Below are 23,329 nucleotides of genomic sequence, written 5' to 3'. Positions count from 1 at the left end.
TGGTCAGGCTCCTGTCCTGAGCGTGAGGTGAGGGCTCGCCGCGGGGGATGACGAATCGGGGAACGGCCGGCTGACGGCGCGTCCGTGGCGTGGGCGGTGCAGCACGACCCGTCCCGCGGGACCGGCGGACTCGCGCGTCCAGGTGGTCTCGAGGTCGAGCGTGGTCTCGGTCGACCCGAGCATGAGGAAGCCGTCCTCTGCGATGGTCGCCTGGACCCGGTCGAGGATCGACTGCTTCGTCGCGTGGTCGAAGTAGATGAGGACGTTGCGCAGCAGCACGACGTCGAAGGTCGGCAGCGGCGGCAGCGGCGCGGCCAGGTTCATCACCTGGGTGGTCACCATCGTCCGCAGCTGCGGCTGGACCTCCCACTCGCTGCCGACCCGCTGGAAGTACTTGACGAGGCGCGTGGCCGGCATGCCGCGGTTCATCTCGACCTGCGAGTAGCGGCCGGCGCGGACCCGCTCGACCATCGTCGGCGAGACGTCGGTGGCGTGGATGCGGGCGGTCCAGCCGGCCGGCAGGTGCTCGTCCAGCAGCATCGCCAGGCTGTAGGCCTCCTGGCCCGAGGAGCAGGCGGCCGACCAGATGGTCAGGCGACGCGTGTCGACCCGGGCGGCGAGGAGGCGCGGCAGCACGTCGTCGACGAACGCCTGGTAGGGGGCGAGGTCGCGGAACCACGACGTCTCGTTGATCGTCAGGGCGTCGACGGCGCGGGCGCGCTCGCCGGCGTCGCGACGGAGTCGGTCGACGTAGTGGTCGACGTCGGGGTCACCCGCCTGGCGGGCGAGCGGCAGCAGGCGCGCCTCGACGAGGTACTCCTTGCCGCGCTCGCAGAGCATGGCGGTCTCCCGACGCAGCAGGTCGGCGACGAAGCCGAAGTTGGTCTCGGAGATCACGTCCGGACCATCGGTGCCACCGGGGGTCACCTGAGGGATCGTCGGCAGCCGGATGGTCGAGACCAGACCAGTGCGTTCGCTCAGGTGGGTCGACGTCGGTGCCGATGGGCCCGGCGTGATCAGGGCTCTCGTGGTGGACGACTCCACCGTCCTCCGGCGCCTGATCTCCACCGTCCTGTCGGGCGACCCGGAGATCGAGGTGGTCGGCACCGCCTGCGACGGCGAGGAGGCGATCGTGATGGTCGATCGGCTGCGGCCGGACGTCGTCACGCTCGACGTCGAGATGCCCCGGCTCGACGGGCTCGGCGCCCTCGAGCGCATCCACCGCGCGCATCCGCGCCTGCCCGTGATCATGTTCAGCACGCTCACCGAGCGCGGCGCCGCGGCGACGCTGCAGGCGCTCTCGCGCGGCGCGTCCGACTACGTGGCCAAGCCGACCGGGGCGGGCAGCGTGACCGAGTCGATGGCGAAGGTGCGCGCGGAGCTCGTGCCGCGGATCAAGGCGCTGGCCGGCGCCCGCCGCGTCGTCGGCGGCGGCGCGCTGGTGCGGCATCGCCGCACCAGCCCGGACCTGCCCAGCCCCACCGCGCTGGTCATCGGCTGCTCCACGGGCGGCCCGGACGCCCTGTGCCAGGTGCTGACGGCGCTGCCCGCGACCTTCCCGCTGCCCATCCTGATCGCGCAGCACATGCCGCCGGTCTTCAGCGCCCAGCTCGCCCAGCGGCTCGACCGGCTCACCGACCTCGAGGTGCGCGAGGCGCGCGCCGGCGACGTCGTGGCGCCCGGACGCGTGCTCGTGGCGCCGGGCGACTTCCACCTGCGCCTCGGACGCTCGGAGGCCCGGGTCGTCGCGACCCTCGACCAGGGCGAGAAGGAGAACTTCTGCCGGCCCGCCGCCGACGCGCTCTTCCGCTCCGCCGCCGCGATCTACGGGGCCGGCTGCGTCGCGCTGGTGCTCACCGGCATGGGGCACGACGGACGGATCGGCTGCGAGGCCGTCTCGAAGGCGGGCGGCGTGGTGATCGCCCAGGACCAGGACTCCTCGGTCGTCTGGGGCATGCCCGGGGCCGTGGTCGGCGCCGGCCTGGCCGACGACATCCTCCCGCTCGGCGACATCCCCGCCCGGCTGACGGCGCTCACCGCGCTGACGCCCCGGCTGCGCAGCTCGCTGGCCGGCTGACGGCGTCCCGCCGGGGCACCCGCCGGGCACCCGCCGGGGCACCCGGAGGGATTGGCGCGTTTGGGCGCGTGCGCGTCCGCGGAATAACGTTGACCTAGACAACCTTTAGGTCAGCATGAAGGACGCGTACGTGACCCACCTCGATCCCCGCCCCGCGGCGGCCCCGGCCCACCACGCCGGCGCGCACCGCGGCGAGCGACACCCGCAGCCCCAGCACGCCGCCGGCCACGAGCCGCCGCGTGCCGACGAGCCGATGACCCATCGGCAGATCCTCGAGGCGCTCTCCGGCCTGCTGCTCGCGATGTTCGTCGCGATGCTCTCCAGCACGGTCGTCACCAACGCGCTGCCGCGGATCGTCGCCGACCTCCAGGGCAGCCAGACCGGCTACACCTGGGTCGTCGTCGCCACCCTGCTCGCGATGACCGCCACCACCCCGGTCTGGGGCAAGCTGGCCGATCTCTACAGCAAGAAGCTGCTGGTGCAGACCGCGCTGGTCGTCTACGTCGTCGGCTCGGTGATCGCCTCCCTGGCCCCGAACATGGGCACCCTGATCGGCGCCCGCGTCGTCCAGGGCCTCGGCGTCGGCGGCCTGACCGCGCTGGTGCAGGTCGTCATCGCGACGATGGTGCCGCCGCGCGAGCGGGGCCGCTACTCCGGCTACATCGGCGCCGTGTTCGCGCTGGCCACCGTCTCCGGGCCGCTCATCGGCGGCGTGATCGTCGACTCCGCCCTCGGCTGGCGCGGCTGCTTCTTCGTCGGCCTGCCGATCGCCCTGGTCGCCTTCGTGCTGCTCCAGAAGACCCTGCACCTGCCCGTCGTCCGCCGCGAGGCCAGCGTCGACGTGCTGGGCGCGACCCTGATCATGGCCGGCGTCAGCATCCTGCTGGTGTGGGTGAGCCTGGCCGGCAACCAGTTCGCCTGGGCCTCGGCCACGACCGCCGTGCTCGTCGTCGCCGGCGTCGTCGTGCTCGTCGCGGCCATGGTCGTCGAGGGCCGCGTGGCCCGCGAGCCGATCATCCCGCTGCACCTGTTCCGCGACCGCACCATCGCGCTCGCCACGACCGCCTCGACGCTCATCGGCGTCGCGATGTTCGGCTCGACGGTCTACCTCTCGCAGTACTTCCAGACCGCCCGCGGCATGACCCCGACGCACGCCGGGCTCATGTCGATCGCCATGGTGGGCGGCCTGCTGGTCTCGAGCATCGGCACCGGACGCATCATCACCGCCACCGGCCGCTGGAAGCGCTACCTGGTCGGCGGCATGGTGCTCGTCGTGGTCGGCCTCGGCCTGCTCGGCACGATCGACGAGACCACCAGCCTGGTCGTCGTCGGCGCCTTCATGGCCGTCCTCGGGATCGGCCTGGGCGCCACGATGCAGAACCTCGTCCTGGCGGTGCAGAACAACGTGCCGCTCAGCGAGCTCGGCGCGGCCAGCTCGGTCGTGGCGTTCTTCCGCTCCCTCGGCGGCTCGATCGGCGTCGCCGTGCTCGGCGCGCTGCTGAGCAGCCGGGTGGCCGACAAGGCCCAGGCCGGCCTGGCGTCCATCGGGGTCGCCTCCGACAGCCACAGCAGCCACGAGATCCCCGACCTCGGCGCCCTGCCGGGCCCGGTGCGGGCGGTCTTCGAGTCGGCCTTCGGCCAGTCGTTCGGCGAGCTGTTCCTCGTCGCCACGCCGTTCGCCGTGCTGGCCCTGGTGTGCGTGCTGTTCATCCGGGAGGTGCCGCTGCGCACCACCAACGACCTGGTGCCCTCCGACGGGGCCGCCGGCTTGGACGAGGACGCCGGGCTCGCGGCCGCCGCGCCCGAGGCCACCGGCGAGCTGGCCGGTAGCATCCGCACCCGATGAGCCTGCACGCCGACGCCCCCGCGCGCACCGACCTCCTGCTCCGCCTGGAGCAGGAGGTCGGCGGGCTGGTCCGCCGGCTGCGGCGGATCATCGCCGAACGCGCACGGGCGGTGCATCCCGAGCTGCAGTCGTCCTCCTACCTCCTGCTCGCGCACGTGGCCGAGACCGGGCCGGTGCGCGCGGCGTCGCTGGTCTGCCACTTCCAGATCGACAAGGGCGCGATCAGCCGCCAACTGCAGCACCTGATCGACCTCGGCCTGGTCGAGCGCACGCCCGACCCCGCCGACGGCCGGGCCCACCTCGTCTCGGTCAGCGACGACGCCCTGCGGCGCCTCGACGAGGTCTCGCGGCAGCGCCGCTCGTTCATCGACGAGCGGCTCGGCTCGTGGAGCCCGGCCCGGCTGGCCGCGTTCGTCGACGAGCTGGCCGCCTACAACCTGGCCCTCGACGAGCCGGACGCCGGGGCCTGAGCCCCGACGCCCGGCGTCCGTCGGGTCGGTGTCAGCCCCGCAGCCAGACGGCGGTGTCGGCCGGCAGGGTCGCATCCGCGGGCAGCCCGGAGGCGTCGCTGCACAGCAGCACCTCGCCCTGCGGCAGCGGCGCCGGGGTCGCGCCGCAGTTGAGCACGACGGTGACGGCGCGCTCGCCGACGCCGCGGCGGAAGCCGAGGACGTCCGCCCCCAGGTCGAGCATCTCGACGCTCGTGCCGACGAGGTCGCGTCGCGCGGCCAGCGTGCGGCGGTAGAACGCCAGCGTCGACGCCTCGTCGGCGGCCTGCGCCTCGACGGTCAGCGGCGCCCAGTCGTCCGGCTGCGGCAGCCACGGCTGCTCCCCGCCCGGGCCGAAGCCGTACGGGGCGGCGTCGCCCGACCACGGGATCGGCACGCGGCAGCCGTCGCGGCCGACCTCGCCGGTGCGGAACCACGAGGGGTCCTGCCGGAACTGCGGCTCGACGTCGACCTGCTCCAGGCCGAGCTCCTCGCCCTGGTAGAGGTAGGACGATCCGGGCAGCGCGAGCATGGTCATGGTGGCCGCGCGGGCGCGGGCCAGACCCTGCTCGCCGCCGCCGTAGCGCGTGACGTGGCGGATGACGTCGTGGTTGCTGAGCACCCACGTCGGCGAGGCGCCGACCTCGGCCAGCGCGTCGAAGGTGCCGGTGATGACCTCGGCGAAGGCCTCGGCCGACCACGGCGAGACCAGCCAGGCGAAGTTGAACGACTGGCTCATCTCGTCGGGACGCACGAAGCGGGCCATCGACTCCGGCGTCTGGGTCCAGGCCTCGGCGACGTCCATCCGGTCGCCGTCGTACTCCGCGAGCACGCGGTGCCACCGGCGGTAGACGTCGTGCACCTCGGGCTGGTCCCACATCGGCTCGTCGCGCAGCACCCGCTCGACCATCGAGCGCTCCTGCTCGCCGTTGACGTCGGCGCCGGACGCCGGCTCCTCGCCCTCCTCGACGACCTGGTCGCGCAGCGAGGCCTCCTTGACCAGGCCGTGGGCGACGTCGACCCGGAAGCCGTCGACGCCGCGGTCGAGCCAGAAGCGCAGCACCGACTCGAAGAGATCGCCGACCTCGGGGTTGCGCCAGTCGAAGTCGGGCTGGGAGGAGTCGAAGAGGTGCAGGTACCACTGGCCGTCGGGCACCCGCGTCCAGGCGGGGCCGCCGAACACCGAGCGCCAGTTGTTCGGCGGCTCGGAGCCGTCGACGCCGCGGCCGTCGCGGAAGAGGTAGCGCGCGCGCTCGGGCGAGCCCGGCTCGGCGGCCAGCGCGGCCTGGAACCACGCGTGCGCGCTGGAGGAGTGGTTGGGCACCAGGTCGACGACGACCTTGAGCCCCAGGCCGTGGGCCCGCTCGATCAGGGCGTCGGCGTCGGCCAGCGAGCCGAACAGCGGGTCGACGTCGCAGTAGTCGGCGACGTCGTAGCCGTGGTCCTTCTGCGGGGAGGTGTAGAAGGGCGTGATCCACAGCGCGTCGACGCCGAGGTCGCGCAGGTGCGGCAGGCGTGCGGTGATGCCGGGCAGGTCGCCGATGCCGTCGCCGTCACTGTCGGCGAAGCTGCGGACGTAGACCTGGTAGATGACCGCGTCGCGCCACCACGGCGTGGCGTTTGGATCGTTCAAAGACATGTCGGAGATTGTTCCAGACCGACGTGACCCGGCGCACGTCCGGACGGGGCCGCCCGGGTCCGCCGGGCGGGTCGGCCGCTCAGCGGATCGCCTCCCAGCGGGCCAGCGCCTCCTTGCGCTCGGCGCCGTGGTCGACCATGGGCCGGGGGTAGCCCACCAGCGAGCGGGTGTCGGCGTCGGGGTCGTGGGGGTCGGGCACCTGCCCGGGGTCGGCGAGCTCCTCGACCCAGCGCCGCACGTAGGCGCCCTTCGGGTCGAACTTGCGGCCCTGCGACGTCGGGTTGAACACCCGGAAGAACGGCGCGGCGTCGGTGCCGCTGCCGGCCGTCCACTGCCAGCCGTGGTTGTTCGAGGCGAGGTCGCCGTCGACCAGCCAGTGCAGGAAGTGCCGGGCGCCGTGCTGCCACTCCACGTGGAGGTCCTTGACCAGGAAGCTGGCGACGATCATCCGCACCCGGTTGTGCATCCAGCCGGTGGCGCGCAGCTGGCGCATGCCGGCGTCGACGATCGGGAAGCCCGTGCGTCCCTCCTGCCAGCGCTCGAACGCGCGGCCCGGCTCGTCGTACTGCATGCGGGCGTACTCGCCGCGCAGGTACTCCCGCGCGGTCTCGGGGCGGGCGTGCAGGACGTCGGCGTAGAACTCCCGCCACGCGAGCTCGGAGCGGTAGGTCTGGGCCGACCCGCTGCCGTGGGCGACGGGCCCGGCCAGGTCGGCGAGCATCGTCCGCGGGTGGATCTCGCCCCACTTCAGGTGGGCCGACATCCGCGAGGTGCCCTCGATCGCCGGCAGGTCGCGGTGGTCGGCGTAGTCGCCGAGGCGCTCGCGGAACTCCGTCCAGCGCTCCAGCGCCGCGCGCTCGCCGGCCTCGGGCAGCTCCAGGCCGTCGGGCAGGGCGACGTCGGGGATCCCCGTCGTCCGGCTCTCCGGCAGCTCGACCCAGCCGGAGCCGGTCGGCGCCTCGACGGGGTCGCGCCAGCCGTGCGCGGCCCAGGCGCGGGAGAACGGCGTGAACACCTTGTAGGGCTCGCCCGAGCCGTTGCGCACGCGGCCGGGCGCGACCGCGTAGGGCGAGCCGGTGCGCACCAGCTCGAGGTCGTGCTCGGCCAGCGCCTCCTCGACCGCGGCGTCGCGCCGCGCGCCGTAGGGCCCGTAGTCGGCGGCCACGTGCACGCGGGTCGCGCCCACGGCCCGCGCCGCCTCGACGACGCGGCGCACCGGGTCGCCGTGGACGACGCTCAGCCGGGTCTGCCGCTGCCGCAGCGAGGCGTCCAGCGAGCGCAGCGACGCTGCGAGGTAGGCGCGGCGGCTGGGTCCGGCCGGCCTCCACAGGGCGTCGTCGAGCACGAACAGCGGCAGCACCGCGCCGTCCGCGGCGGCCGCGCACAGGGCGGGGTTGTCGGCCAGGCGCAGGTCGCGCCGGAACCACATGACGGCGGTGGGACGGTCGGCCATGCCTCTCACCCTGCCAGGCCGCACCCACCCGCTCACCCCTTCGGGACGCCCGCCGCAGCGTCGCCGTCACCGCCCTGTCATCCGCTTAGGCAAGAATGGGGAGGTGAGCGACTTGATCGACACCACCGAGATGTACCTGCGCACGATCTACGAGCTCGTGGAGGAGGGCATCGTCCCCCTGCGAGCCCGCATCGCCGAGCGCCTGCACCAGAGCGGCCCCACCGTCTCCCAGACGGTCGCCCGCATGGAGCGCGACGGCCTCCTCACCGTCGAGGGCGACCGTCACCTGGAGCTCACCGACGAGGGGCGGCGGCTGGCCACCCGCGTCATGCGCAAGCACCGACTCGCCGAGCGGCTGCTCACCGACGTCATCGGGCTGCCCTGGGAGCTCGTGCACGAAGAGGCGTGCCGCTGGGAGCACGTCATCTCCGAGAACGTCGAGCGACGCCTCGTCGAGCTGCTCGACCACCCGACGGCCTCGCCGTACGGCAACCCCATCCCCGGTCTCGACGAGCTCGGCGGCGACGAGGTCGCCGAGGACTTCATGACCGGGGTCGAGTCCCTCTCCGCCGCCGCGAGCGCGGGGGAGGGGCGCGTCCTGATCCGCCGCATCTCCGAGGAGATGCAGAAGGACGAGCACCTCATGAGCGCGCTGCGGCGCGTGGGCGCCCTGCCCGACACGACGGTCACCGTGGTGCCCACCGAGGAGGGCGTGCTGGTCGGCGCCTCCGGTGAGTCCGCCGAGATCGCCCCCGAGGCCGCCGACCACATCTTCGTGCGGCGGCTGTGATCCGACCCCTCCCCCCGAGCGCCCGCCACTGGTCTGGACCAGCGGTCCCGGGCGTGACCTGAGCCCATCCGCCGCGTTGTCCCTGACGAAGCACCGATGCCCCCATGGGCATGAGACGTCTGGGAGGGCGTAGTGATGTCGGAGAGTGTTCTCACCGTGGAACTCGTGGAGCTGCCCTACACCGGGGCCGAGCTGACCGCCATGCGCGGTCCGCTGATCGTCAGCCACGTCGAGTCCCGCCTGCGTCGCGCCCTGGAGCCGGGCGAGGACCTCGTCCTGCTCGACGTCGACGGCGAGTACCACTCCGGCTGGGTCGCCGACCTGCGCTTCGAGCTCGAGGACACCCTCTACGTCGTCGAGCGCGGCGTCCGGCTCCCGCCCGAGCAGGCCAGCGAGCGGCTCGACGAGGCCGACGGCGGTCCCGAGGCACGCGGTCTGGAGTCCACCCAGTCGGTGCTCGACATGCTCGCCGAGTGGCGCAAGGAGCTCGACGAGCGCTGACCCGTCCGGGCCCACGCGCTAGGAGCGCAGGGCCGCGAGCCGCGTCAGGAACGTCGTGCAGTCGGTCTCGACGGCGCACGTCGCGTGCTCGTCGCCGCGGGTGCGGCCGCGGTTGGCCAGCACCACCGGCACCCCCGCCTTGGCGGCACGGCGCACGAAGCGCAGGCCGCTCATCACCGCCAGGCTCGAGCCGGCCACCAGCAGGGCGCCGTCGGCGGGCGTCAGGGCGTCGACCGCCGCGAAGCAGCGGGCCACCCGCTCGCGCGGGACGCTCTCGCCGAAGAACACGACGTCCGGCTTGAGCACCCCGCCGCAGGGGCAGTCGGGCACCGCGAACCCGGCGGTGTCGTCGAGCAGGACGTCGCCGTCGGGACGCACCTGCGCGTCCGCGTGCTCGGCCAGCCAGCCCGGGTTGAGCTCGGCGAGCCGCTCCTGCAGGGTCGAGCGCGGCGTCACAGTGCGGCAGGAGAGGCACACGACGTCGGCGATCCGGCCGTGCAGCGCGACCAGGCGTGGCGTGCCGGCGCGCTCGTGCAGGCCGTCGACGTTCTGGGTGATCACCAGCCCGGCGTCCAGCGACGCCACCGCGCGGTGGCCGGCGTTCGGGTCGGCACGGCGCATCCGGCCCCAGCCGACGTGGCTGCGCGCCCAGTAGCGCTGGCGGGCCTCCGGGCCGGAGCAGAACTCCTGGAAGGTCATCGGCGTGCGCTCGGGAGCGCCGGGGCCCCGGTAGTCGGGGATGCCGGAGTCGGTGGAGAGGCCGGCGCCGGTGAGCACCACGAGCCGCCGCGGGGCGAGCAGCGCGAGGGCCTCCTCGGCGCGTGCCGGGTCGGCGGCCTCCGGCTCGCGCGGCAGGCTCGCGCCGGTGACCGAGCGGACGCCGGCCAGCGGGCGGACGACGGGGGAGAGCGTCATGGCCGGGCGTACCGGACGGCGGCCCGGGCCCGCGCCTTGGCCGCCTCGACCTCGCGGTCCTTCGGCGGCGCGGTGGTGACGAGGGAGTCGACGAGATCGCGGGTGACCTCGGTGATCGCGGCGACGGCGGCGTCGAAGGCGGCCCGGTTGGCCTGCGAGGGAGCGCTCGTGCCGGCGATCTTGCGGACGTACTGCAGGGCCGCGGCGTGCACCTCGTCGTCGGTGGCCGGCGGCTCGAAGTTGTGGAGCTGACGGATGCTGCGGCACATGCTGAGAGCCTACGTCGGGCCGCGGGGGCCGGTGGTTGGATGAGCCGCATGAGCGACCCCTCCCAGCCCGCCGCGGACCTCGACGTCGTCCTGTTCGGCGCCACCGGCTTCACCGGCGGCCTGACCGCCGACTACCTGGCCGCGCACGGCCCCGCCGACCTGCGGTGGGCGCTGGCCGGACGCTCCGCGGCCCGGCTGGAGGCCGTCCGCGAGCGGCTGGTGCGCCGGCACCCCGAGCGGGCCGAGGCGCTCGCCGCGCTGCCGCTGCTCGAGGCCGACGTCGACGACGCCGCCTCGCTCGCGGCGCTGGTGCGGCGCACCAAGGTCGTCGCCACCACCGTCGGGCCCTACCTGCAGCTGGGCGAGCCGCTGCTGGCGGCCTGCGCCGAGGCCGGCACCGACTACGTCGACCTCACCGGCGAGCCCGAGTTCGTCGACACCATGTACGTGCGCCACCACGAGCGCGCCGTCGCCTCCGGGGCGCGAATCGTCCACGCCTGCGGATTCGACTCCGTGCCCCACGACCTGGGGGTCTACTTCGCGCTCCGCGAGCTGGGGCCGATCACGGCGCCGGTCGACGTGCGGGGCGTGGTGCGCAGCAACGCCACCTTCTCCGGCGGCACCTTCCACTCCGCGGTCGGCGCGTTCGCGCGGGCCCGTCAGATGAGCGCCGCCTACCGGGCCCGCCGCGCCGTCGAGCCGCGTCCGGAGGGACGCAGCGTGCGCGCCGTCGCCGGGCGTCCGGGCCGCGACCGGCTGCTCGGCTACTGGCTGCTCCCGCTGCCCACGCTCGACCCCCAGGTGATCGTCCGCAGCGCCGCCGCGCTGGACTCCTACGGCCCGCGGTTCTCCTACAGCCACTTCGCCGGCACGCGGACGCTGCGCTACGCCGCAGGTGGAGCCGCCGGCGTCGGCGCGATCGGCGTCGTGGCCAACGTCCCGCCGCTGCGTCGCGCCCTGCTCTCGCGGGTCAAGCAGGGCGAGGGCCCCTCGGCCGGACGCCGGGAGCGCTCGTGGTTCACCGTCGACGTCGTCGCCGAGACCGAGGGCCGCACCCTGCACGCCCGCGTCTCCGGCGGCGACCCCGGCTACGACGAGACCGCCAAGATGCTCGCCGAGTCGGCCCTGTGCCTGGCCTTCGACGACAACCCGGCCACCGCCGGCTGCGTCACCACCGCCCAGGCGATGGGCGCGTCCCTGCTCGACCGGCTGGTCGCCGCCGGGATGCGGTTCGAGGTGGTCTGAGCCGGGCCCTCGGCCGGCCCGCCCCCATGTAACGCGGAGTCCCGTGAACTGACCACCAGTCACAAGGGGTGGTCAGTTGACGGGACTCCGCGTTACAAGCGTTGGGCGGGGTCGGACGGACCCGATGTAACGCGGGGTTCCCACCATCTGTGCACCCCTCATGAGGGGCGACCAGTGGGGTCGAACCCCGCGTTACAAGCGTTGGGGGCGGCCGGCGCCCACGACGCGGACGACCGGACGCGGCGTCAGCCCTTGAGCGCGTACAGCTCGAAGTGCATGGGGTCGGGCCGGGAGGTCCAGTACCCGCCCCACGCGAAGCCCCAGCGCTGCATGATCGCGACGATGCGCGGGTCCATGTCGCCGGCGGTGCCGAGCGCGTTGGTGCGGGTGTTGAGGTCGAAGGCGATGCCGAAGGCGTGCAGCGAGAGCGGACGCGAGGGGTCGCGGTCGATGAACCGCGGGTTGTAGCAGCCGGCGTACTCGTCGGGCCGGATCAGCGGGGCGAGTCCCTCGCGCTGGATCTCGGTCAGCGCGGCGCGCAGCTGGGAGATGATCAGCCGGTGGCAGGTGACCTGCCCCAGGATCGGCACCGCCTCGGTGCGGATGTTCGCCCGCACCCAGGCCGGGTCGGGCTCGATGTGGCCGTCGTCGTACCAGCGGTAGGAGTAGCCACCGATCCGCTGGCTCAGCGCGCTGCCCTGCAGCCAGGTGCGCCCGACCCCGCTGGTCGGCGCAGCGCTGGGCTGCGGTGCGGACGTGCCGCCGTCGGAGCCGAGGGGCGCCGCCGACCCGCTGGCCGCGCCGCGGCGGGCGGAGGAGCCGACGCCGGCGCCGGGCGAGGCCTCGGCGGCGGGCAGCGCAGCCACCTCGCCGACCGGCGTCGTGCCGGGCTGCGCCGGCAGCGCCTCGGCCACCAGGGCGGGCGGGGGAGAGGTCAGCAGGTGCGCGAGCGGGCCGCCGACGACGAGCAGGCCGAGGACGGCGACGGCTCCGGCCCACCAGGCGAGGACGCCTCGCTGGTGCATGCTGGACCTCCGGTGGCAGGCGACGGCGGGGGACGGCGTCCAGTGTGCAGGGCCGGGGGTCGATCCCCGGAATCCGGGACGCTCAGCCGATGCCGCCGGCCGGGATCAGCTCGACCGTGCGCACCGCCAGCGCCAGCGCCCCGATGGCGGACGCGCGGTCGCCGAGCGTGCTCGCGCACACCACGGTGTCCTGGGCGACCGAGGCGAGGGCGTGACGCCGCAGGCCCACCCGCACCCAGTCGAGCACCAGGTCGCCGGCCCGGGCGAGGTCGCCGCCCACGACGATGGCGCTGGGGTTCACCAGGTTGGCCAGCATCGCCAGGCCCCAGCCCAGGTGGAGGCCGGCGTCCTCGAAGACCCGGGCCGCGACGACGTTGCCGTCCGCGGCGGCGGCCACCACCTCGTCGAAGGTGGCCTCGGGCAGCCGCTCGGCCAGGAGGGTCTCGATCGAGCCGACCGACGCGTAGGCCTCCAGGCAGCCGCGGGAGCCGCAGCGGCACATGGGGCCCTGCTCGTCGAGGGTCAGGTGGCCGATCTCGCCGGCGGTGCCGAGCGAGCCGCGGAAGGGCTCGCCGCCGATGATCAGGCCCGAGCCGATGCCGGAGGAGACCTTGACGAAGGCCATGGTCCCGTGGCCGACGCCGGCGCCGCGGGTGTGCTCGGCCAGCGCGCCGAGGTTGGCGTCGTTCTCCACGTGGACGGGCGTCGCGAACCGCTCCTGGGCGGCCTGGCGCGCGTCGAGCCCGACCCATCCGGGCAGGATCGCCGACTCCATGACGACCTCGCGGCCGTCGGAGGTGCGGGCGATGGGGGCCGGCAGCCCGAAGCCGATCGAGCGCAGCGGGCCGGGGTCGGTCTCGCGTCCGAGATCGGCGACCAGGCCCTCGAGCATGGCGGCGACGAGGTCGAGCCCCTCCTCGCTCGGGTGCGCCGCGCCCAGCGGACGGCGGTCGTGCGCGAGCACCTCGCCGGTGAGGTCGCCGACGACGACCCGGGCGTGGCGGTGCCCGATGTCGATGCCCGCGACCAGGCCGGCGCTGCGCGCGATGCGCACGGTGGTGCCGCGGCGTCCGGCGCCGACGGTGGTCTCGACCAGCTCGGCGGCCGCGAGGTCGCGGACGATGTTGGAGACCGTCGCCGGGGCGAGGCCGGTCTCGCGGGCCAGCGCCGCCTGGCTCAGCGCCTCGGCGCCGGCGGCGGCCTGGAGCACCGCGAGCACCCGACGCTGGTTGGCGCCGCGCAGCGACGAGGTCGACCCGGGGGCCACGTCGCCGCGCGCAGGCGGATGCGCCGGGGTGACGGGGGCCGAGGTCATGCCGGGGACTGTAGGGGTGTGACGGTGGTCTCCGTCAAGAGTCAGGAGCAAAACCTGGCCTAGGCCGGAAGATCACGGTTTTGCATTCATCTCTTGACGACAAACCTGTGACGGGCAACACTCCATGCCACCGAGGCGCTGTCGGCGCCCACGAAACAGGAGGACCCCACGTGGCACGAGCCATCCGTCGTCTCGCGCTTGGCACCACCGTCGGTGTCATCGCGTTCGGCTCCCTCAGCGCCTGTGGCGCCAACGACTCGAGCACCGGCAACGGCGGCGACGCCGCCTCGGGCGGGGGCGGCAAGACCATCGCCCTGCTGCTGCCGGAGACGAAGACCACCCGGTACGAGTCGCAGGACAAGCCGCTCTTCGAGGCCAAGGTCAAGGAGCTGTGCGGCGACTGCACGGTCACCTACGCCAACGCCGACCAGGACCCCGCCAAGCAGCAGCAGCAGGTCGAGTCCGCGATCACGCAGAAGGTCGCCGCGATCGTCCTCGACCCGGTCGACGCCAAGGGCGCCACCGGCATGGTCTCCGACGCCAAGGCCGCCAACATCCCGGTCATCGCCTACGACCGCTTCATCGAGGGCGCCGACTACTACATGTCGTTCAACAACGAGCGGGTCGGCGAGCTGCAGGCGCAGTCCCTGGTCGACGCCCTGGGCAACAAGGGCGACATCCTCATGCTCAACGGCGCCCCCACCGACCCGAACGCCGCCCAGTTCAAGAGCGGCGCGCACAAGATCATCGACGCCTCGGGCGTCAAGATCTTCGACGGCGGGGAGTACGACAACCCCGACTGGAGCCCCGAGAACGCGCAGAAGTTCACGACGGCGCAGCTCACCAAGCACGACCCGTCGACGATCGCCGGCGTCTACGCCGCCAACGACGGCCAGGCCGGCGGCGTCATCGCCGCGTTCACCGGCGCGGGCGTCAAGGCCACCGACCTCCCGCCGATCACCGGCCAGGACGCCGAGCTCGCCGCCATCCAGCGCATCGCCGCGGGCGAGCAGTTCATGACGATCTACAAGTCGATCAAGACCGAGGCCGAGAAGGCCGCCGAGGTCGCGGTCGCGGTCGCCAAGGGCGAGGACGTCGGCGACACCACCGACTTCCAGGGCGTCAAGTCCTTCATCTTCGACCCGGTCGTGGTCACTAAGGACAACATCGCCGACACCGTCGTCAAGGACGGCTTCTACTCCGCCAGCGACATCTGCACCGCGGACTACAAGTCGTTCTGCGACACCCTGGGCATCAAGTGAGCCACTCCGCAGTCGCGGTCGCCCCGGAGCGCGAGGTCCTCGCGCTCCGGGGTGTCTCCAAGCGGTTCGGTGCCGTGCAGGCCCTCACCGACGTCGACTTCCACGTCGGCGCCGGCGAGGTCGTCGCCCTCGTGGGCGACAACGGCGCGGGCAAGTCGACGCTGGTCAAGGTGATGTCCGGCGTCTACCAGCCCGACGGCGGCACCATCAGCTTCGACGGCCGCGACGTCACCATCGACGGCCCCGCCGCCGCGCAGGACCTCGGGATCGCGACGGTCTTCCAGGACCTCGCCCTCTGCGACAACCTCGACGTCGTCGCCAACCTGTTCCTCGGCCGGGAGATCCGCCGCGGCGGGTTCGTCGACGAGGTCGCCATGGAGACCGAGGCGTGGCGGCTGCTGCGCAGCCTCTCCGCCAAGATCCCCTCGGTGCGGATCGCGATCGCCGGCCTCTCCGGCGGCCAGCGGCAGACCGTGGCCATCGCCCGCAGCCTCGTGGGCGCGCCCAAGGTCGTCATGCTCGACGAGCCGACGGCCGCCCTCGGCGTCGCCCAGACCGCCGAGGTGCTCAACCTGGTCGAGCGACTGCGCGAGCAGGGCCTCGGCGTGATCCTGATCAGCCACAACATGGCCGACGTGCAGCAGGTGAGCGATCGCATCGTCGTGCTGCGCCTGGGGCGCAACGCCGCCGAGTTCCGCACCGCGGAGACCTCGACGGCCGACCTGGTCGCCGCCATCACCGGTGCGTCCGACAACGCCGTCACCCGTCGCGCCGAGCGCCGGGCGACCGAGACCGAGACCGCCGAGCCGGCCACCGTCGGCCTGCACAAGGGAGACCCCGCGTGAGCGCGCCCGTCACCGATCCCGTCGCCGACCCCACCGCGGCCGGCGTTCCGGCCGACCTGCTCGACGAGCGGCTGATCCAGGAGCAGGGCCTCGTCGGCGCCGTCCTGGCGTTCGTCCGCCGGGTGCGCTCGGGCGAGCTCGGAAGCCTGCCGGTGGTCGTCGGCCTGGTCATCATCGCCGTGGTCTTCCAGACCCAGGCGCAGACCTTCCTCTCCTCGCGCAACCTGGTGAGCATCGCCCAGTTCGCCGCGCCGGTCGGCATCATCGCGCTCGGCATCGTCCTGGTGCTGCTGCTCGGCGAGATCGACCTGTCGGTGGGCTCGATGTCGGGCCTGTCGGCCTCGATCATGGCCGTGCTGGTCACCTACCACGCGCAGTCGCTGTGGATCGCGATCGCCGCCGCCATCGGCGCCGGCGTCGCCGTCGGCCTGGTCTACGGCCTGCTGTACACGAAGGTCGGCGTGCCGTCGTTCGTGATCAGCCTCGCGGGCCTGCTGGCGCTGCTCGGCCTCCAGCTGCGCACGCTCGGCGAGAACGGCAGCGTCAACCTGCCGCCGACCTCGGGCCTGATCGTCTTCGCGCGACAGAAGTTCGTCACCGGCGGCGCCGCCTACGGCCTCATGGCGCTCGCGGTGCTGCTCTACGTCGGCGCCCGCCTGCTCACGTGGCGTCGACGTCGCGCGGCCGGCCTGTCCACCGAGCCGCTCACGCTGCTCGCGGTCAAGGCCGTCGCCCTGCTGGCGGGCCTGCTCTACGCGGCGTACTACCTGGGCATCGACCGGGGCATCCCGTACCTGACGATCCTCTTCGTCGTGCTGGTCGTCCTCGTCGACCTCGCGCTGCGCCGCACCCGCTGGGGCCGGCACGTCTTCGCGGTGGGCGGCAACGAGGAGGCGGCGCGCCGGGCCGGCATCAAGGTCGACCGCGTCTACATCTCGGTCTTCGTCTCCTGCAGCGTGCTCGCCGCGCTCGGCGGTCTGCTCGCCGCCGGCCAGCTGACGTCGGTCTCGCAGTCCTCGGGCGGCACCGACACCAACCTGACCGCCATCTCCGCGGCCGTCATCGGCGGCACCAGCCTCTTCGGCGGTCGCGGCTCCGCGTGGTCGGCGCTGCTCGGCATCTTCGTGCTGACCTCGATCCAGTTCGGCCTCAACCTGATCGGCGTGGACGCCTCCGTGCGCTACGTCGTCACCGGTCTGGTGCTGCTGCTGGCCGTGGCTATCGACTCGGTCTCGCGCCGGGCCCGCTCGAGCAGCGGACGAGGATGACCCACACCATCGGCGTCGACGTCGGCGGCACCAAGATCTCCGCCGGCGTCGTCGACGCCACGGGGGTCGTCCTGGTGCACGACCGGGTCGACACCCCCGCCGCCGATCCCGGCGGCATCGAGGCCTCGATCGCCGACCTGGTGGCCCGCCTGGGCCGCCGGGTCGGCGGGTCCGAGGCCGTCAGCGCCGTCGGCGTCGCGGCCGCGGGCTTCGTCGCCGGCGACGCCGCGACCGTCCGGTTCGCGCCCAACATCGCCTGGCGCGACCACGACCTCGGCGGACGCCTCGCGGCCCTCACCGGGCTGCCGGTCGTCGTCGAGAACGACGCGAACGCCGCCGGCTGGGCGGAGTTCTGCTTCGGCGAGGTCAGCGGCGTGCGCGAGCTGGTCTGCCTGACGCTCGGCACCGGCCTCGGCGGCGCGATCGTCTCCCAGGGCCGCCTGCTCCGCGGCAGCCAGGGGATGGCCGCCGAGCTCGGCCACCTGCGCGTCGTCCCCGACGGCGAGCCGTGCGGCTGCGGCCAGCGGGGCTGCTGGGAGCAGTACGTCTCCGGCGGCGCCCTGACGCGTCGCGCCCGGCGCGCCGTCGTCGAGCGTCCCGACGAGGCCGCCGGCCTGCTGGCCCACCGGGCGCAGGGCGATCCCGCGTCCGTCGAGCTGGTCAGCGGACGCTGCGTGATCGCCGCCGCCCGGGCCGGCGACCCCCTGGCCTGCGAGCTCGTCACCGATCTGGGCCGCTGGCTCGGCGAGGGCGTCGCGACGCTGTGCGCCGTCATCGACCCCGCGGCCGTCGTGGTCGGCGGGGGACTGGCCGCCGAGGCCGACCTCTACCTGCCGGCCGCCCGCGCCGCCCTCGAGCGCGCCCTGCCCGGCCGCAGTCACCGCGACCTGCCGCGGCTGGTCGCCAGCACCGTGCACGCCGAGGCCGGCATCGTCGGCGCGGCGGCGCTCGCCCGCGCCGCGTCCTGAGCCGCGTCCCGGGCGCGGTCCCGAGCCCCTTCCCGAGCCTGGGCCGGCTCAGCCGCGCTCGACGCCGAGCCGCCGGTGCAGCGCGCTGCCGACGAACCGCGGCAGCACCTGCCCGGTGAGGCGGCTCAGCGGCAGACCGAGGGCCCGCTCGGGGTCGACGAACACGATCCGCCGTCCCTCGGTGGCGTGCACGTCGGCGTCGGTCAGGTCGACCGCCGCGGCGTACACCCACGCGGTGTCCCAGGTGCCGTAGGCCTCGTGGAAGACCGGCTCCTCCGCGAGCGGCACGAGGTCGTCGGGGCGCAGCCGGACGCCGGTCTCCTCCGCGAGCTCGCGCAGCGCGCCGTCCAGCGGCTCCTCGTCGGGCTCGAGGTGGCCCCCGCAGAGGCCCCAGCGGTCGGGGTCGATGCGCGCGTGGCCGTCCCGCTCCTGCAGCAGCAGCCAGCCGCGGGCGTCGACCGGCAGGACGGAGCCGAAGCGGTGCATGCCGGCAGGCTAGCCCCGGCGTGCGGGCCGGCCCGAGCGGCAGGGGCGTGCGGGATCCCCCGGGGCCCGGCAGGACCACTCCGGGCTGTCCGTTCGGCCATTTCCGCGCCGCTCCCGATGACGCCGGGGCCGTCGTCGCGTCACCCTGGAGGTCCCCCCGTTCACGGACGAGCCACGACACCTCCAGGCCCGGCGGCAGGAAGCCGCCCGAGGTGAGGAAGCAGCCCCCATGCACCCCACGTCATCCACGCACCCCGCCGGCCGCGTCGCGCCGCTGCGCCGCACCCTCGCCGGTCTGGTCCTGCTCCTGCCCGGCGTCGCCGCGCTCGGCGTCCCAGCGCCGCCGGCCTCCGCCGCGACCGGTGCGCCCTGCGCGCCGGTGCTCGCGCAGCCCACGCCGGCCGCGGCCCTCGAGGCCGCAGGCACGCCGATCCCCGACCAGCCGGCGAACCCGGGCGACGCAGCGGAGCTGACCGCCAGCGTCGAGGCCGCGGCCGCCGACGAGGCGTCCGCCGGCGTGCCCGACGAGCTGTGGCTCGACCGCTGCGGCAAGGCGTTCTACCTCGACCGCGTCGCCGACCCGGTGCTCGGCCCGCAGCCCGCGGACGCGGTCCCGGCCGGCGCGGCGACCACCACCACCGATCCCGTCGCGCCGCTGGGCTCGACCTTCCAGCTGCACTCGCGTCCGGGCGCGCCGCGCACGATCTACCTCGACGCCGACGGCTTCACGCTGACGAACACCGCCTGGAACGCCGGCCAGTGGGGCGGCGCCGCCACCGTCGCCCTCCCGGCGTTCAGCATGGACGCGACCCCCGCGTTCTCCGACGCGGAGAAGGTGGTGCTCCAGAACGTGTGGGCGATCGTGGCGGAGGACTACGCCCCCTTCGACGTCGACGTCACCACCGAGCAGCCGGCGGCCGACGCGCTGAACCGCACCAGCGCCGCCGACCAGGCCTACGGCACCCGCGTGGTCATCACCAACGACACGGTCGGCCAGTCGAGGTGCGGCTGCGGCGGCGTCGCCTACCTCGGGGTGCTCGACGACTACACGAACCACGACTACTACCAGCCGGCCTTCGCGTTCACCCGCGGCCTCGGCTACAGCGCCAAGAACATCGCCGAGGCCGTCTCGCACGAGGCCGGCCACACGCTCGGCCTGACCCACCAGGGCACGAGCAGCCAGGGCTACTACGGCGGCGCCAACGGATGGGCCCCGATCATGGGCGTCGGCTACTACCAGCCGCTCAGCCAGTGGGCCCGGGGCGAGTACGCCGGGGCCAACAACCAGCAGGACGCCCTCGCGGTCATGCAGGGCCACGGCGCGACGACGCGGGCCGACGACCACGGCGACACCCCCGCCACCGCCACCGCGCTCGGCGACGCCGTCGCCGGTCCCAGTCGCACCGGCGTGATCGCCACCGGCGCCGACGTCGACGCCTTCTCCTTCACCCTGGCCGCGCCGGCCAGCGTGGACGTCTCGGTCGACACCAGCCCCGTCGCCCCGGACCTCGACGCGACCCTGCGCGTCCTGGACTCCACCGGCGCGCAGATCGCCACGAGCGATCCCGACCTCGTCGTCGGCGGCCCCAGCGTCGTCAGCGGAACGGGCGCCTCCCTGACCGCGCTCGCGCTGCCCGCCGGCACCTACTACGCCACCGTCGAGGGCACCGGGACGGCCGCCTTCAGCGACTACGGCTCCCTCGGCACCTACACGCTCCGGCTCGGCGGCACCTACAGCGACGCCCCGGTGGTCAGCACGACCAGCCTGGCCGCGGCGACCCTCGGCGTCCCGTACTCCGCGACGCTCGCCAGCTCGGCGACCGGCGCCGTCACCTGGAGCCTCGCGTCCGGACGCCTGCCCGCCGGTCTGACGCTCAGCCCCGCCGGCGTGCTCGCCGGCCGCCCCTCGGCGGCCGGGTCGTTCACGGTGTCGGTGAAGGTCGCCGACGCCCGCGGCCTCACCGCCACCCGCGACCTCGCGCTGCGGATCGCGGCCCCGCCCACCGTCGCGGCCCCGACGCCGGCGACGGCCGCGACCGGCGTGGCCTACCGGGGCACGCTGCGCCTCACCGGAGGCGTCGCGCCCTACACGGTCACGACGCTGCGGGCGCCGGACTGGGCCACGGTCTCGGCGAGCGGGGAGATCACCGGCACGCCCACGCAGGCCGACGTCGCCACGTTCGGCGTCCGGGTGGTCGACGCCGACGGCCGTCCGCGCGAGGCGACGTTCACCCTGGCCGTCAGCGGCCCGGTGCGGGTCGCGACGACCGGGCTGCCGAGCAACGGCTCGCTGGTCGCGGGCGCCGTCACCACGGTGCCGCTCGCGGCGATCGGCGGCACGCGGCCGTACACCTGGTCGGGCGTCGACCTGCCCCCCGGCGTCACGATCGACGCCGGCGGCCGCCTCACCGCCCGTGGGCTCGCCGTCGGCGACCTCAGCGTCACGGCGGCGGTCCGCGACGCCACGGGCGCGACCGCCACGGCCACCTGGGCGGTGCGGGTCGTCCCCGCGCTCACGGCCACCGTCGTGGCCCCGGCCGCCACGGTCGGGACGGCGGCCTCGGCCACGGTCGTCCCCTCCGGCGGCACCGGGCCCTACCAGCTGAGCGCCAAGCCGCCCGCGGGCTGGTCCTTCGACGGCGGCACGCTCTCGGGCACCCCCACGACCGCCGCCGCGGTCAGCGTGCCGGTGACGATCCGGGACGCCGACGGCCGCCAGGTCGTCGTGACGGCGCGGATCACGCCGCGCGCCGTCCTCACGGTCACCACCGCGACCCTGCCCGCCGTCACGGTCGGACGGGCGCTCTCGACCGTCCTGCGCACCAGCGGCGGGTACGGCGCGGTGAGCTGGAGCGTGGTCGACGGCACCCTGCCGAGCGGCCTGACGCTGTCGTCCGCGGGCGTCCTCGCCGGGATCCCGTCGGCACCCGGCACCGGCCCCGTCACCGTGCAGGCCAGGGACGGCGAGGGCCGGACGGCCACCCGCGTCTACGCCCTGGGAGCCGGCTGACGGGGCCGCGCGGAGCCGGGCAGGGTCCGGTCGGCGCCGGTCAGCGCCGGTCAGCGGGGGTCGTCGCGGTGCTCGTCGCGCAGCGCGGCGTACCAGATGTCGGTGGACTCCTGGGGCACCGGACCGGGGCTGTGCCGCTCCCGGTGCGGGCAGTTGCCGTACCCGTAGCGCTGTCGGCAGCGTCGTGCGCGACGCATCCGTCCGAAGTGGCTCCCCAACCCCATGGGGGTCAGCCTCCCGCGTGAGCCGGGGAGGAAACGTCCGGTCGGGGGGTCCGCGCCCGTGTTCTGCGCCACAGACCGGCTCCGCGCCGCCTGCGGAGGCGGGTGGACGGGTGTGAACTGGTCCAGACCGGATACCGGACGCGCGGCACCGTCGACCGTAGTGCTCGTTGTGGAATCGACCGGGTCGACTGCGCGCCCCGGCGAAAGGACTCCTCAGATGCCTCCCCAGCCCCTGCCCTCGATCCCTCCGTCCCCGAGCAGCCCCCTGCGGCTCGTGGTCGACGACGCCCCGGCCGGGCGCCGCGACGCCGCCCCGCTCGCCGTCGACGCCGGGACGGACGGCGTGACGCTCGCCCTGCTCCTCGTCGTGGTCGCGCTCAACCTCGCCGTGTGGGCCGCCGTCGTCGCGGCCGTCCTGGTGGTCGTCGGCCTGCTCTGACCCGTCGCGCCGCCCGGTGCCTCCGACGTTTCGACGCGGCGGCCATCGGGCAAACCTCCCCGCGCCCACGAACGCAGGAGGAGCCCATGGTCCGCACGGCCCCGAACACCCGGACGCCGATCGGGCCGCGCCCCGGGAGCGCTCGATGAGCCTGCTGGTCGACGTCCCAGGGACGCCTCGGTGAGCGAGGAGCCCCTCGTCTCACCGTGTCCGGTGTGCGGCGCCGTGCAGGACCTCGGCTCCCCGCGATACCGCGGGAGGGTCTGCGGTGACTGCGAGTCCCGCGCGGTCGAGCCGGGCACCGGACGCCGGGTCGCCGGGTTCAACACCGGGTTCGGCGGCGGATTCGTCGCGCACTACGTCGACGATGTCGGGCGGTCGACCGGCGAGATCTGCGCGGAGGTCACCGACGGGCACCGGGTGCTGATCGACGGGCGGCCGTTCCGCATCGACGAGGCCCGCTTCGGCGGGGTGGTGGTGATGCCGGACGCCTCGACCGCGGGGGAGGATCCGGACGGCGCCGCGGGCGCGTGACGCCGCGGGTGCACCTCTTCTCAGGTCTTTCGAACTTTGAACCACCCCAGTTAACAAGCACTCCCGGAGCCTCGGCGGCCGAGACGAAGCAGGTGCAAACCAGAGCTGACCTGCAGAAACAGGCCGACGAGGTACGTACTCAGCTGGTCACTCGCTACGCAGCTGGCGAGACGGTCAAGGCGCTCGCAGCTGAGCATGGGCTGCATCACCAGACGGTTCGGGCAGTGCTGGCGAAGGCTGGCGCGATGGTGCGGACGCGGCAGCGACTCGCCGAGGGTGACGTCGACGAGATCGTGCGGCTGTACGAATCAGGACTCACGACGACCGAGATCGGTGAGCGATTCGGTGTCTACGCCAGCACGATTGGGCGCAAGCTGAAGAAGCTCGGCATCGAGCTGCGGGCGCCCGGGTGGCGGCCAGCAGACGAGCGAAGCTAGGCCGCTTGGTCGAGGTCTTGGTCGGTGGCCTCCCGTTGGGCCTCGGCGATAGAGATGAATGCCCGGGTCAGCTGCTCGATGTCCGGTGCTGGTCTGACGAAGTGAGTGGATCGAGATGCCGGTCTCCTGCTTGAGCATCGCCTGCTCCGACTTGGTCAGCGCCATGATGGCTCGAAAGAATTGCAGTGGATCGCCCTGGCCGTAGTGGCTAGCGATCTGGAAGCAGCGGTTGAGCTGGTGGTAGGCCTTGCCGGCGGCTTGGGGGAGTGAGGGCCCTTCTCTGCTCAGACTGT

23 protein-coding genes are annotated in these 23,329 nt (G+C 74.1%); 14 read left to right on the top strand and 9 right to left on the bottom strand.

Annotated features, from left to right (window positions below; all coding sequences use genetic code 11):
- Positions 1-3 precede the first annotated feature (3 nt).
- The gene (locus tag K8Z61_RS11750; RefSeq protein WP_224129713.1) at positions 4-897 is read right to left on the bottom strand and encodes a protein-glutamate O-methyltransferase CheR; all 894 of its coding nucleotides are present in this window, start codon (positions 895-897) and stop codon (positions 4-6) included.
- 115 nt (positions 898-1,012) lie between these two features.
- On the opposite strand from K8Z61_RS11750, the gene K8Z61_RS11745 reads away from it, so the two are divergent.
- The 3 genes from K8Z61_RS11745 (at position 1,013) to K8Z61_RS11735 (ending at position 4,393) form a co-directional block, all read left to right on the top strand.
- Positions 1,013-2,077 (top strand): chemotaxis response regulator protein-glutamate methylesterase, encoded by a 1,065-nt coding sequence (locus K8Z61_RS11745; protein ID WP_224129711.1) that lies wholly within the window; start codon positions 1,013-1,015, stop codon positions 2,075-2,077.
- A gap of 130 nt (positions 2,078-2,207) precedes the next feature.
- Positions 2,208-3,923 carry an MDR family MFS transporter gene (locus K8Z61_RS11740; RefSeq protein WP_308116776.1) on the top strand — a complete coding sequence of 572 codons (1,716 nt, stop codon included), beginning with the start codon at positions 2,208-2,210 and terminating at the stop codon, positions 3,921-3,923.
- Positions 3,920-4,393 (top strand): MarR family winged helix-turn-helix transcriptional regulator, encoded by a 474-nt coding sequence (locus tag K8Z61_RS11735; protein ID WP_224129709.1) that lies wholly within the window; start codon positions 3,920-3,922, stop codon positions 4,391-4,393. Before K8Z61_RS11740 ends, K8Z61_RS11735 begins: the two co-directional genes overlap by 4 nt.
- A gap of 31 nt (positions 4,394-4,424) precedes the next feature.
- Here the strand turns inward: K8Z61_RS11735 and K8Z61_RS11730 are convergent, their stop codons facing one another.
- A complete protein-coding gene (locus K8Z61_RS11730) occupies positions 4,425-6,050 on the bottom strand; it encodes a glycoside hydrolase family 13 protein (RefSeq protein ID WP_224129707.1) in 1,626 nt (541 codons plus the stop codon).
- A gap of 79 nt (positions 6,051-6,129) precedes the next feature.
- Entirely contained in the window at positions 6,130-7,503 is a 1,374-nt protein-coding gene (locus K8Z61_RS11725) for a deoxyribodipyrimidine photo-lyase (RefSeq protein WP_224129705.1), read from the bottom strand.
- Between the two features lie 103 nt (positions 7,504-7,606).
- Between K8Z61_RS11725 and K8Z61_RS11720 the strand changes: the two genes are divergently transcribed.
- Both K8Z61_RS11720 and K8Z61_RS11715 read left to right on the top strand, forming a co-directional pair.
- Positions 7,607-8,293, top strand: a complete 687-nt coding sequence (locus K8Z61_RS11720; protein WP_224129704.1) for a metal-dependent transcriptional regulator — start codon at positions 7,607-7,609, stop codon at positions 8,291-8,293.
- Between the two features lie 156 nt (positions 8,294-8,449).
- The gene (locus K8Z61_RS11715; protein WP_224129702.1) at positions 8,450-8,794 is read left to right on the top strand and encodes a hypothetical protein; all 345 of its coding nucleotides are present in this window, start codon (positions 8,450-8,452) and stop codon (positions 8,792-8,794) included.
- An 18-nt stretch (positions 8,795-8,812) separates the two neighbouring features.
- Here the strand turns inward: K8Z61_RS11715 and K8Z61_RS11710 are convergent, their stop codons facing one another.
- On the bottom strand, positions 8,813-9,709 hold the full coding sequence (locus K8Z61_RS11710) for a Sir2 family NAD-dependent protein deacetylase (protein WP_224129700.1): 897 nt from the start codon (positions 9,707-9,709) through the stop codon (positions 8,813-8,815).
- Complete coding sequence (locus K8Z61_RS11705; RefSeq protein WP_224129698.1) at positions 9,706-9,978, bottom strand: DUF2277 domain-containing protein; 273 nt, start codon at positions 9,976-9,978, stop codon at positions 9,706-9,708. Before K8Z61_RS11705 ends, K8Z61_RS11710 begins: the two co-directional genes overlap by 4 nt.
- Before the next feature lie 48 nt (positions 9,979-10,026).
- On the opposite strand from K8Z61_RS11705, the gene K8Z61_RS11700 reads away from it, so the two are divergent.
- Positions 10,027-11,223, top strand: coding sequence for a trans-acting enoyl reductase family protein (locus K8Z61_RS11700; RefSeq protein WP_224129696.1), 1,197 nt, complete (start codon positions 10,027-10,029; stop codon positions 11,221-11,223).
- Between the two features lie 245 nt (positions 11,224-11,468).
- Here the strand turns inward: K8Z61_RS11700 and K8Z61_RS11695 are convergent, their stop codons facing one another.
- Positions 11,469-12,248, bottom strand: coding sequence for a M15 family metallopeptidase (locus K8Z61_RS11695; RefSeq protein ID WP_224129694.1), 780 nt, complete (start codon positions 12,246-12,248; stop codon positions 11,469-11,471).
- A gap of 82 nt (positions 12,249-12,330) precedes the next feature.
- A complete protein-coding gene (locus K8Z61_RS11690; RefSeq protein WP_224129692.1) occupies positions 12,331-13,563 on the bottom strand; it encodes an ROK family transcriptional regulator in 1,233 nt (410 codons plus the stop codon).
- A gap of 170 nt (positions 13,564-13,733) precedes the next feature.
- Between K8Z61_RS11690 and K8Z61_RS11685 the strand changes: the two genes are divergently transcribed.
- Genes K8Z61_RS11685 through K8Z61_RS11670 form a run of 4 tightly spaced genes read left to right on the top strand, consistent with a single transcriptional unit; the run spans position 13,734 to position 17,906 of the window.
- Positions 13,734-14,825: a substrate-binding domain-containing protein gene (locus K8Z61_RS11685; protein WP_224129690.1), complete on the top strand. Its 1,092-nt coding sequence runs from the start codon at positions 13,734-13,736 to the stop codon at positions 14,823-14,825.
- Positions 14,822-15,670: an ATP-binding cassette domain-containing protein gene (locus tag K8Z61_RS11680; protein WP_224129688.1), complete on the top strand. Its 849-nt coding sequence runs from the start codon at positions 14,822-14,824 to the stop codon at positions 15,668-15,670. The genes K8Z61_RS11685 and K8Z61_RS11680 overlap by 4 nt, the downstream gene beginning before the upstream one ends.
- Positions 15,667-16,938: a sugar ABC transporter permease gene (locus K8Z61_RS11675; RefSeq protein WP_224129686.1), complete on the top strand. Its 1,272-nt coding sequence runs from the start codon at positions 15,667-15,669 to the stop codon at positions 16,936-16,938. The genes K8Z61_RS11680 and K8Z61_RS11675 overlap by 4 nt, the downstream gene beginning before the upstream one ends.
- A complete protein-coding gene (locus K8Z61_RS11670; protein WP_224129684.1) occupies positions 16,935-17,906 on the top strand; it encodes an ROK family protein in 972 nt (323 codons plus the stop codon). The genes K8Z61_RS11675 and K8Z61_RS11670 overlap by 4 nt, the downstream gene beginning before the upstream one ends.
- Before the next feature lie 48 nt (positions 17,907-17,954).
- On the opposite strand, the gene K8Z61_RS11665 is transcribed toward K8Z61_RS11670, so the two are convergent.
- Entirely contained in the window at positions 17,955-18,392 is a 438-nt protein-coding gene (locus K8Z61_RS11665; RefSeq protein WP_224129681.1) for an NUDIX domain-containing protein, read from the bottom strand.
- A 229-nt stretch (positions 18,393-18,621) separates the two neighbouring features.
- Between K8Z61_RS11665 and K8Z61_RS11660 the strand changes: the two genes are divergently transcribed.
- Positions 18,622-21,402, top strand: a complete 2,781-nt coding sequence (locus K8Z61_RS11660; RefSeq protein ID WP_224129679.1) for a putative Ig domain-containing protein — start codon at positions 18,622-18,624, stop codon at positions 21,400-21,402.
- Between the two features lie 50 nt (positions 21,403-21,452).
- On the opposite strand, the gene K8Z61_RS11655 is transcribed toward K8Z61_RS11660, so the two are convergent.
- A complete protein-coding gene (locus K8Z61_RS11655; protein WP_224129677.1) occupies positions 21,453-21,626 on the bottom strand; it encodes a hypothetical protein in 174 nt (57 codons plus the stop codon).
- Positions 21,627-21,843: 217 nt separating this feature from the next.
- On the opposite strand from K8Z61_RS11655, the gene K8Z61_RS11650 reads away from it, so the two are divergent.
- The 3 genes from K8Z61_RS11650 to K8Z61_RS11640 all read left to right on the top strand — a co-directional run bounded on the left by K8Z61_RS11650 (position 21,844) and on the right by K8Z61_RS11640 (position 23,036).
- Entirely contained in the window at positions 21,844-22,065 is a 222-nt protein-coding gene (locus K8Z61_RS11650; RefSeq protein WP_224129675.1) for a hypothetical protein, read from the top strand.
- A 180-nt stretch (positions 22,066-22,245) separates the two neighbouring features.
- Entirely contained in the window at positions 22,246-22,599 is a 354-nt protein-coding gene (locus tag K8Z61_RS11645; RefSeq protein ID WP_224129673.1) for a hypothetical protein, read from the top strand.
- A gap of 92 nt (positions 22,600-22,691) precedes the next feature.
- Positions 22,692-23,036 carry a helix-turn-helix domain-containing protein gene (locus tag K8Z61_RS11640; protein ID WP_224129672.1) on the top strand — a complete coding sequence of 115 codons (345 nt, stop codon included), beginning with the start codon at positions 22,692-22,694 and terminating at the stop codon, positions 23,034-23,036.
- Positions 23,037-23,329: the final 293 nt, after the last annotated feature.

This window comes from Nocardioides sp. TRM66260-LWL (assembly GCF_020075545.1).
GTDB lineage: Bacteria > Actinomycetota > Actinomycetes > Propionibacteriales > Nocardioidaceae > Nocardioides.
This window is presented reverse-complemented; position numbering and strand designations above follow the sequence as displayed.

Excerpts from the sequence above, each read along its gene's own strand:
- K8Z61_RS11670 (WP_224129684.1), top strand. The coding sequence starts at position 16,935 with ATGACCCACACCATCGGCGTCGACGTCGGCGGCACCAAGATCTCCGCC.
- K8Z61_RS11735 (WP_224129709.1), top strand. The coding sequence starts at position 3,920 with ATGAGCCTGCACGCCGACGCCCCCGCGCGCACCGACCTCCTGCTCCGC.
- K8Z61_RS11710 (WP_224129700.1), bottom strand. The coding sequence starts at position 9,709 with ATGACGCTCTCCCCCGTCGTCCGCCCGCTGGCCGGCGTCCGCTCGGTC.
- K8Z61_RS11655 (WP_224129677.1), bottom strand. The coding sequence starts at position 21,626 with ATGGGGTTGGGGAGCCACTTCGGACGGATGCGTCGCGCACGACGCTGC.
- K8Z61_RS11730 (WP_224129707.1), bottom strand. The coding sequence starts at position 6,050 with ATGTCTTTGAACGATCCAAACGCCACGCCGTGGTGGCGCGACGCGGTC.
- K8Z61_RS11660 (WP_224129679.1), top strand. The coding sequence starts at position 18,622 with ATGCACCCCACGTCATCCACGCACCCCGCCGGCCGCGTCGCGCCGCTG.
- K8Z61_RS11705 (WP_224129698.1), bottom strand. The coding sequence starts at position 9,978 with ATGTGCCGCAGCATCCGTCAGCTCCACAACTTCGAGCCGCCGGCCACC.
- K8Z61_RS11650 (WP_224129675.1), top strand. The coding sequence starts at position 21,844 with ATGCCTCCCCAGCCCCTGCCCTCGATCCCTCCGTCCCCGAGCAGCCCC.
- K8Z61_RS11665 (WP_224129681.1), bottom strand. The coding sequence starts at position 18,392 with ATGCACCGCTTCGGCTCCGTCCTGCCGGTCGACGCCCGCGGCTGGCTG.
- K8Z61_RS11695 (WP_224129694.1), bottom strand. The coding sequence starts at position 12,248 with ATGCACCAGCGAGGCGTCCTCGCCTGGTGGGCCGGAGCCGTCGCCGTC.
- K8Z61_RS11700 (WP_224129696.1), top strand. The coding sequence starts at position 10,027 with ATGAGCGACCCCTCCCAGCCCGCCGCGGACCTCGACGTCGTCCTGTTC.
- K8Z61_RS11725 (WP_224129705.1), bottom strand. The coding sequence starts at position 7,503 with ATGGCCGACCGTCCCACCGCCGTCATGTGGTTCCGGCGCGACCTGCGC.
- K8Z61_RS11690 (WP_224129692.1), bottom strand. The coding sequence starts at position 13,563 with ATGACCTCGGCCCCCGTCACCCCGGCGCATCCGCCTGCGCGCGGCGAC.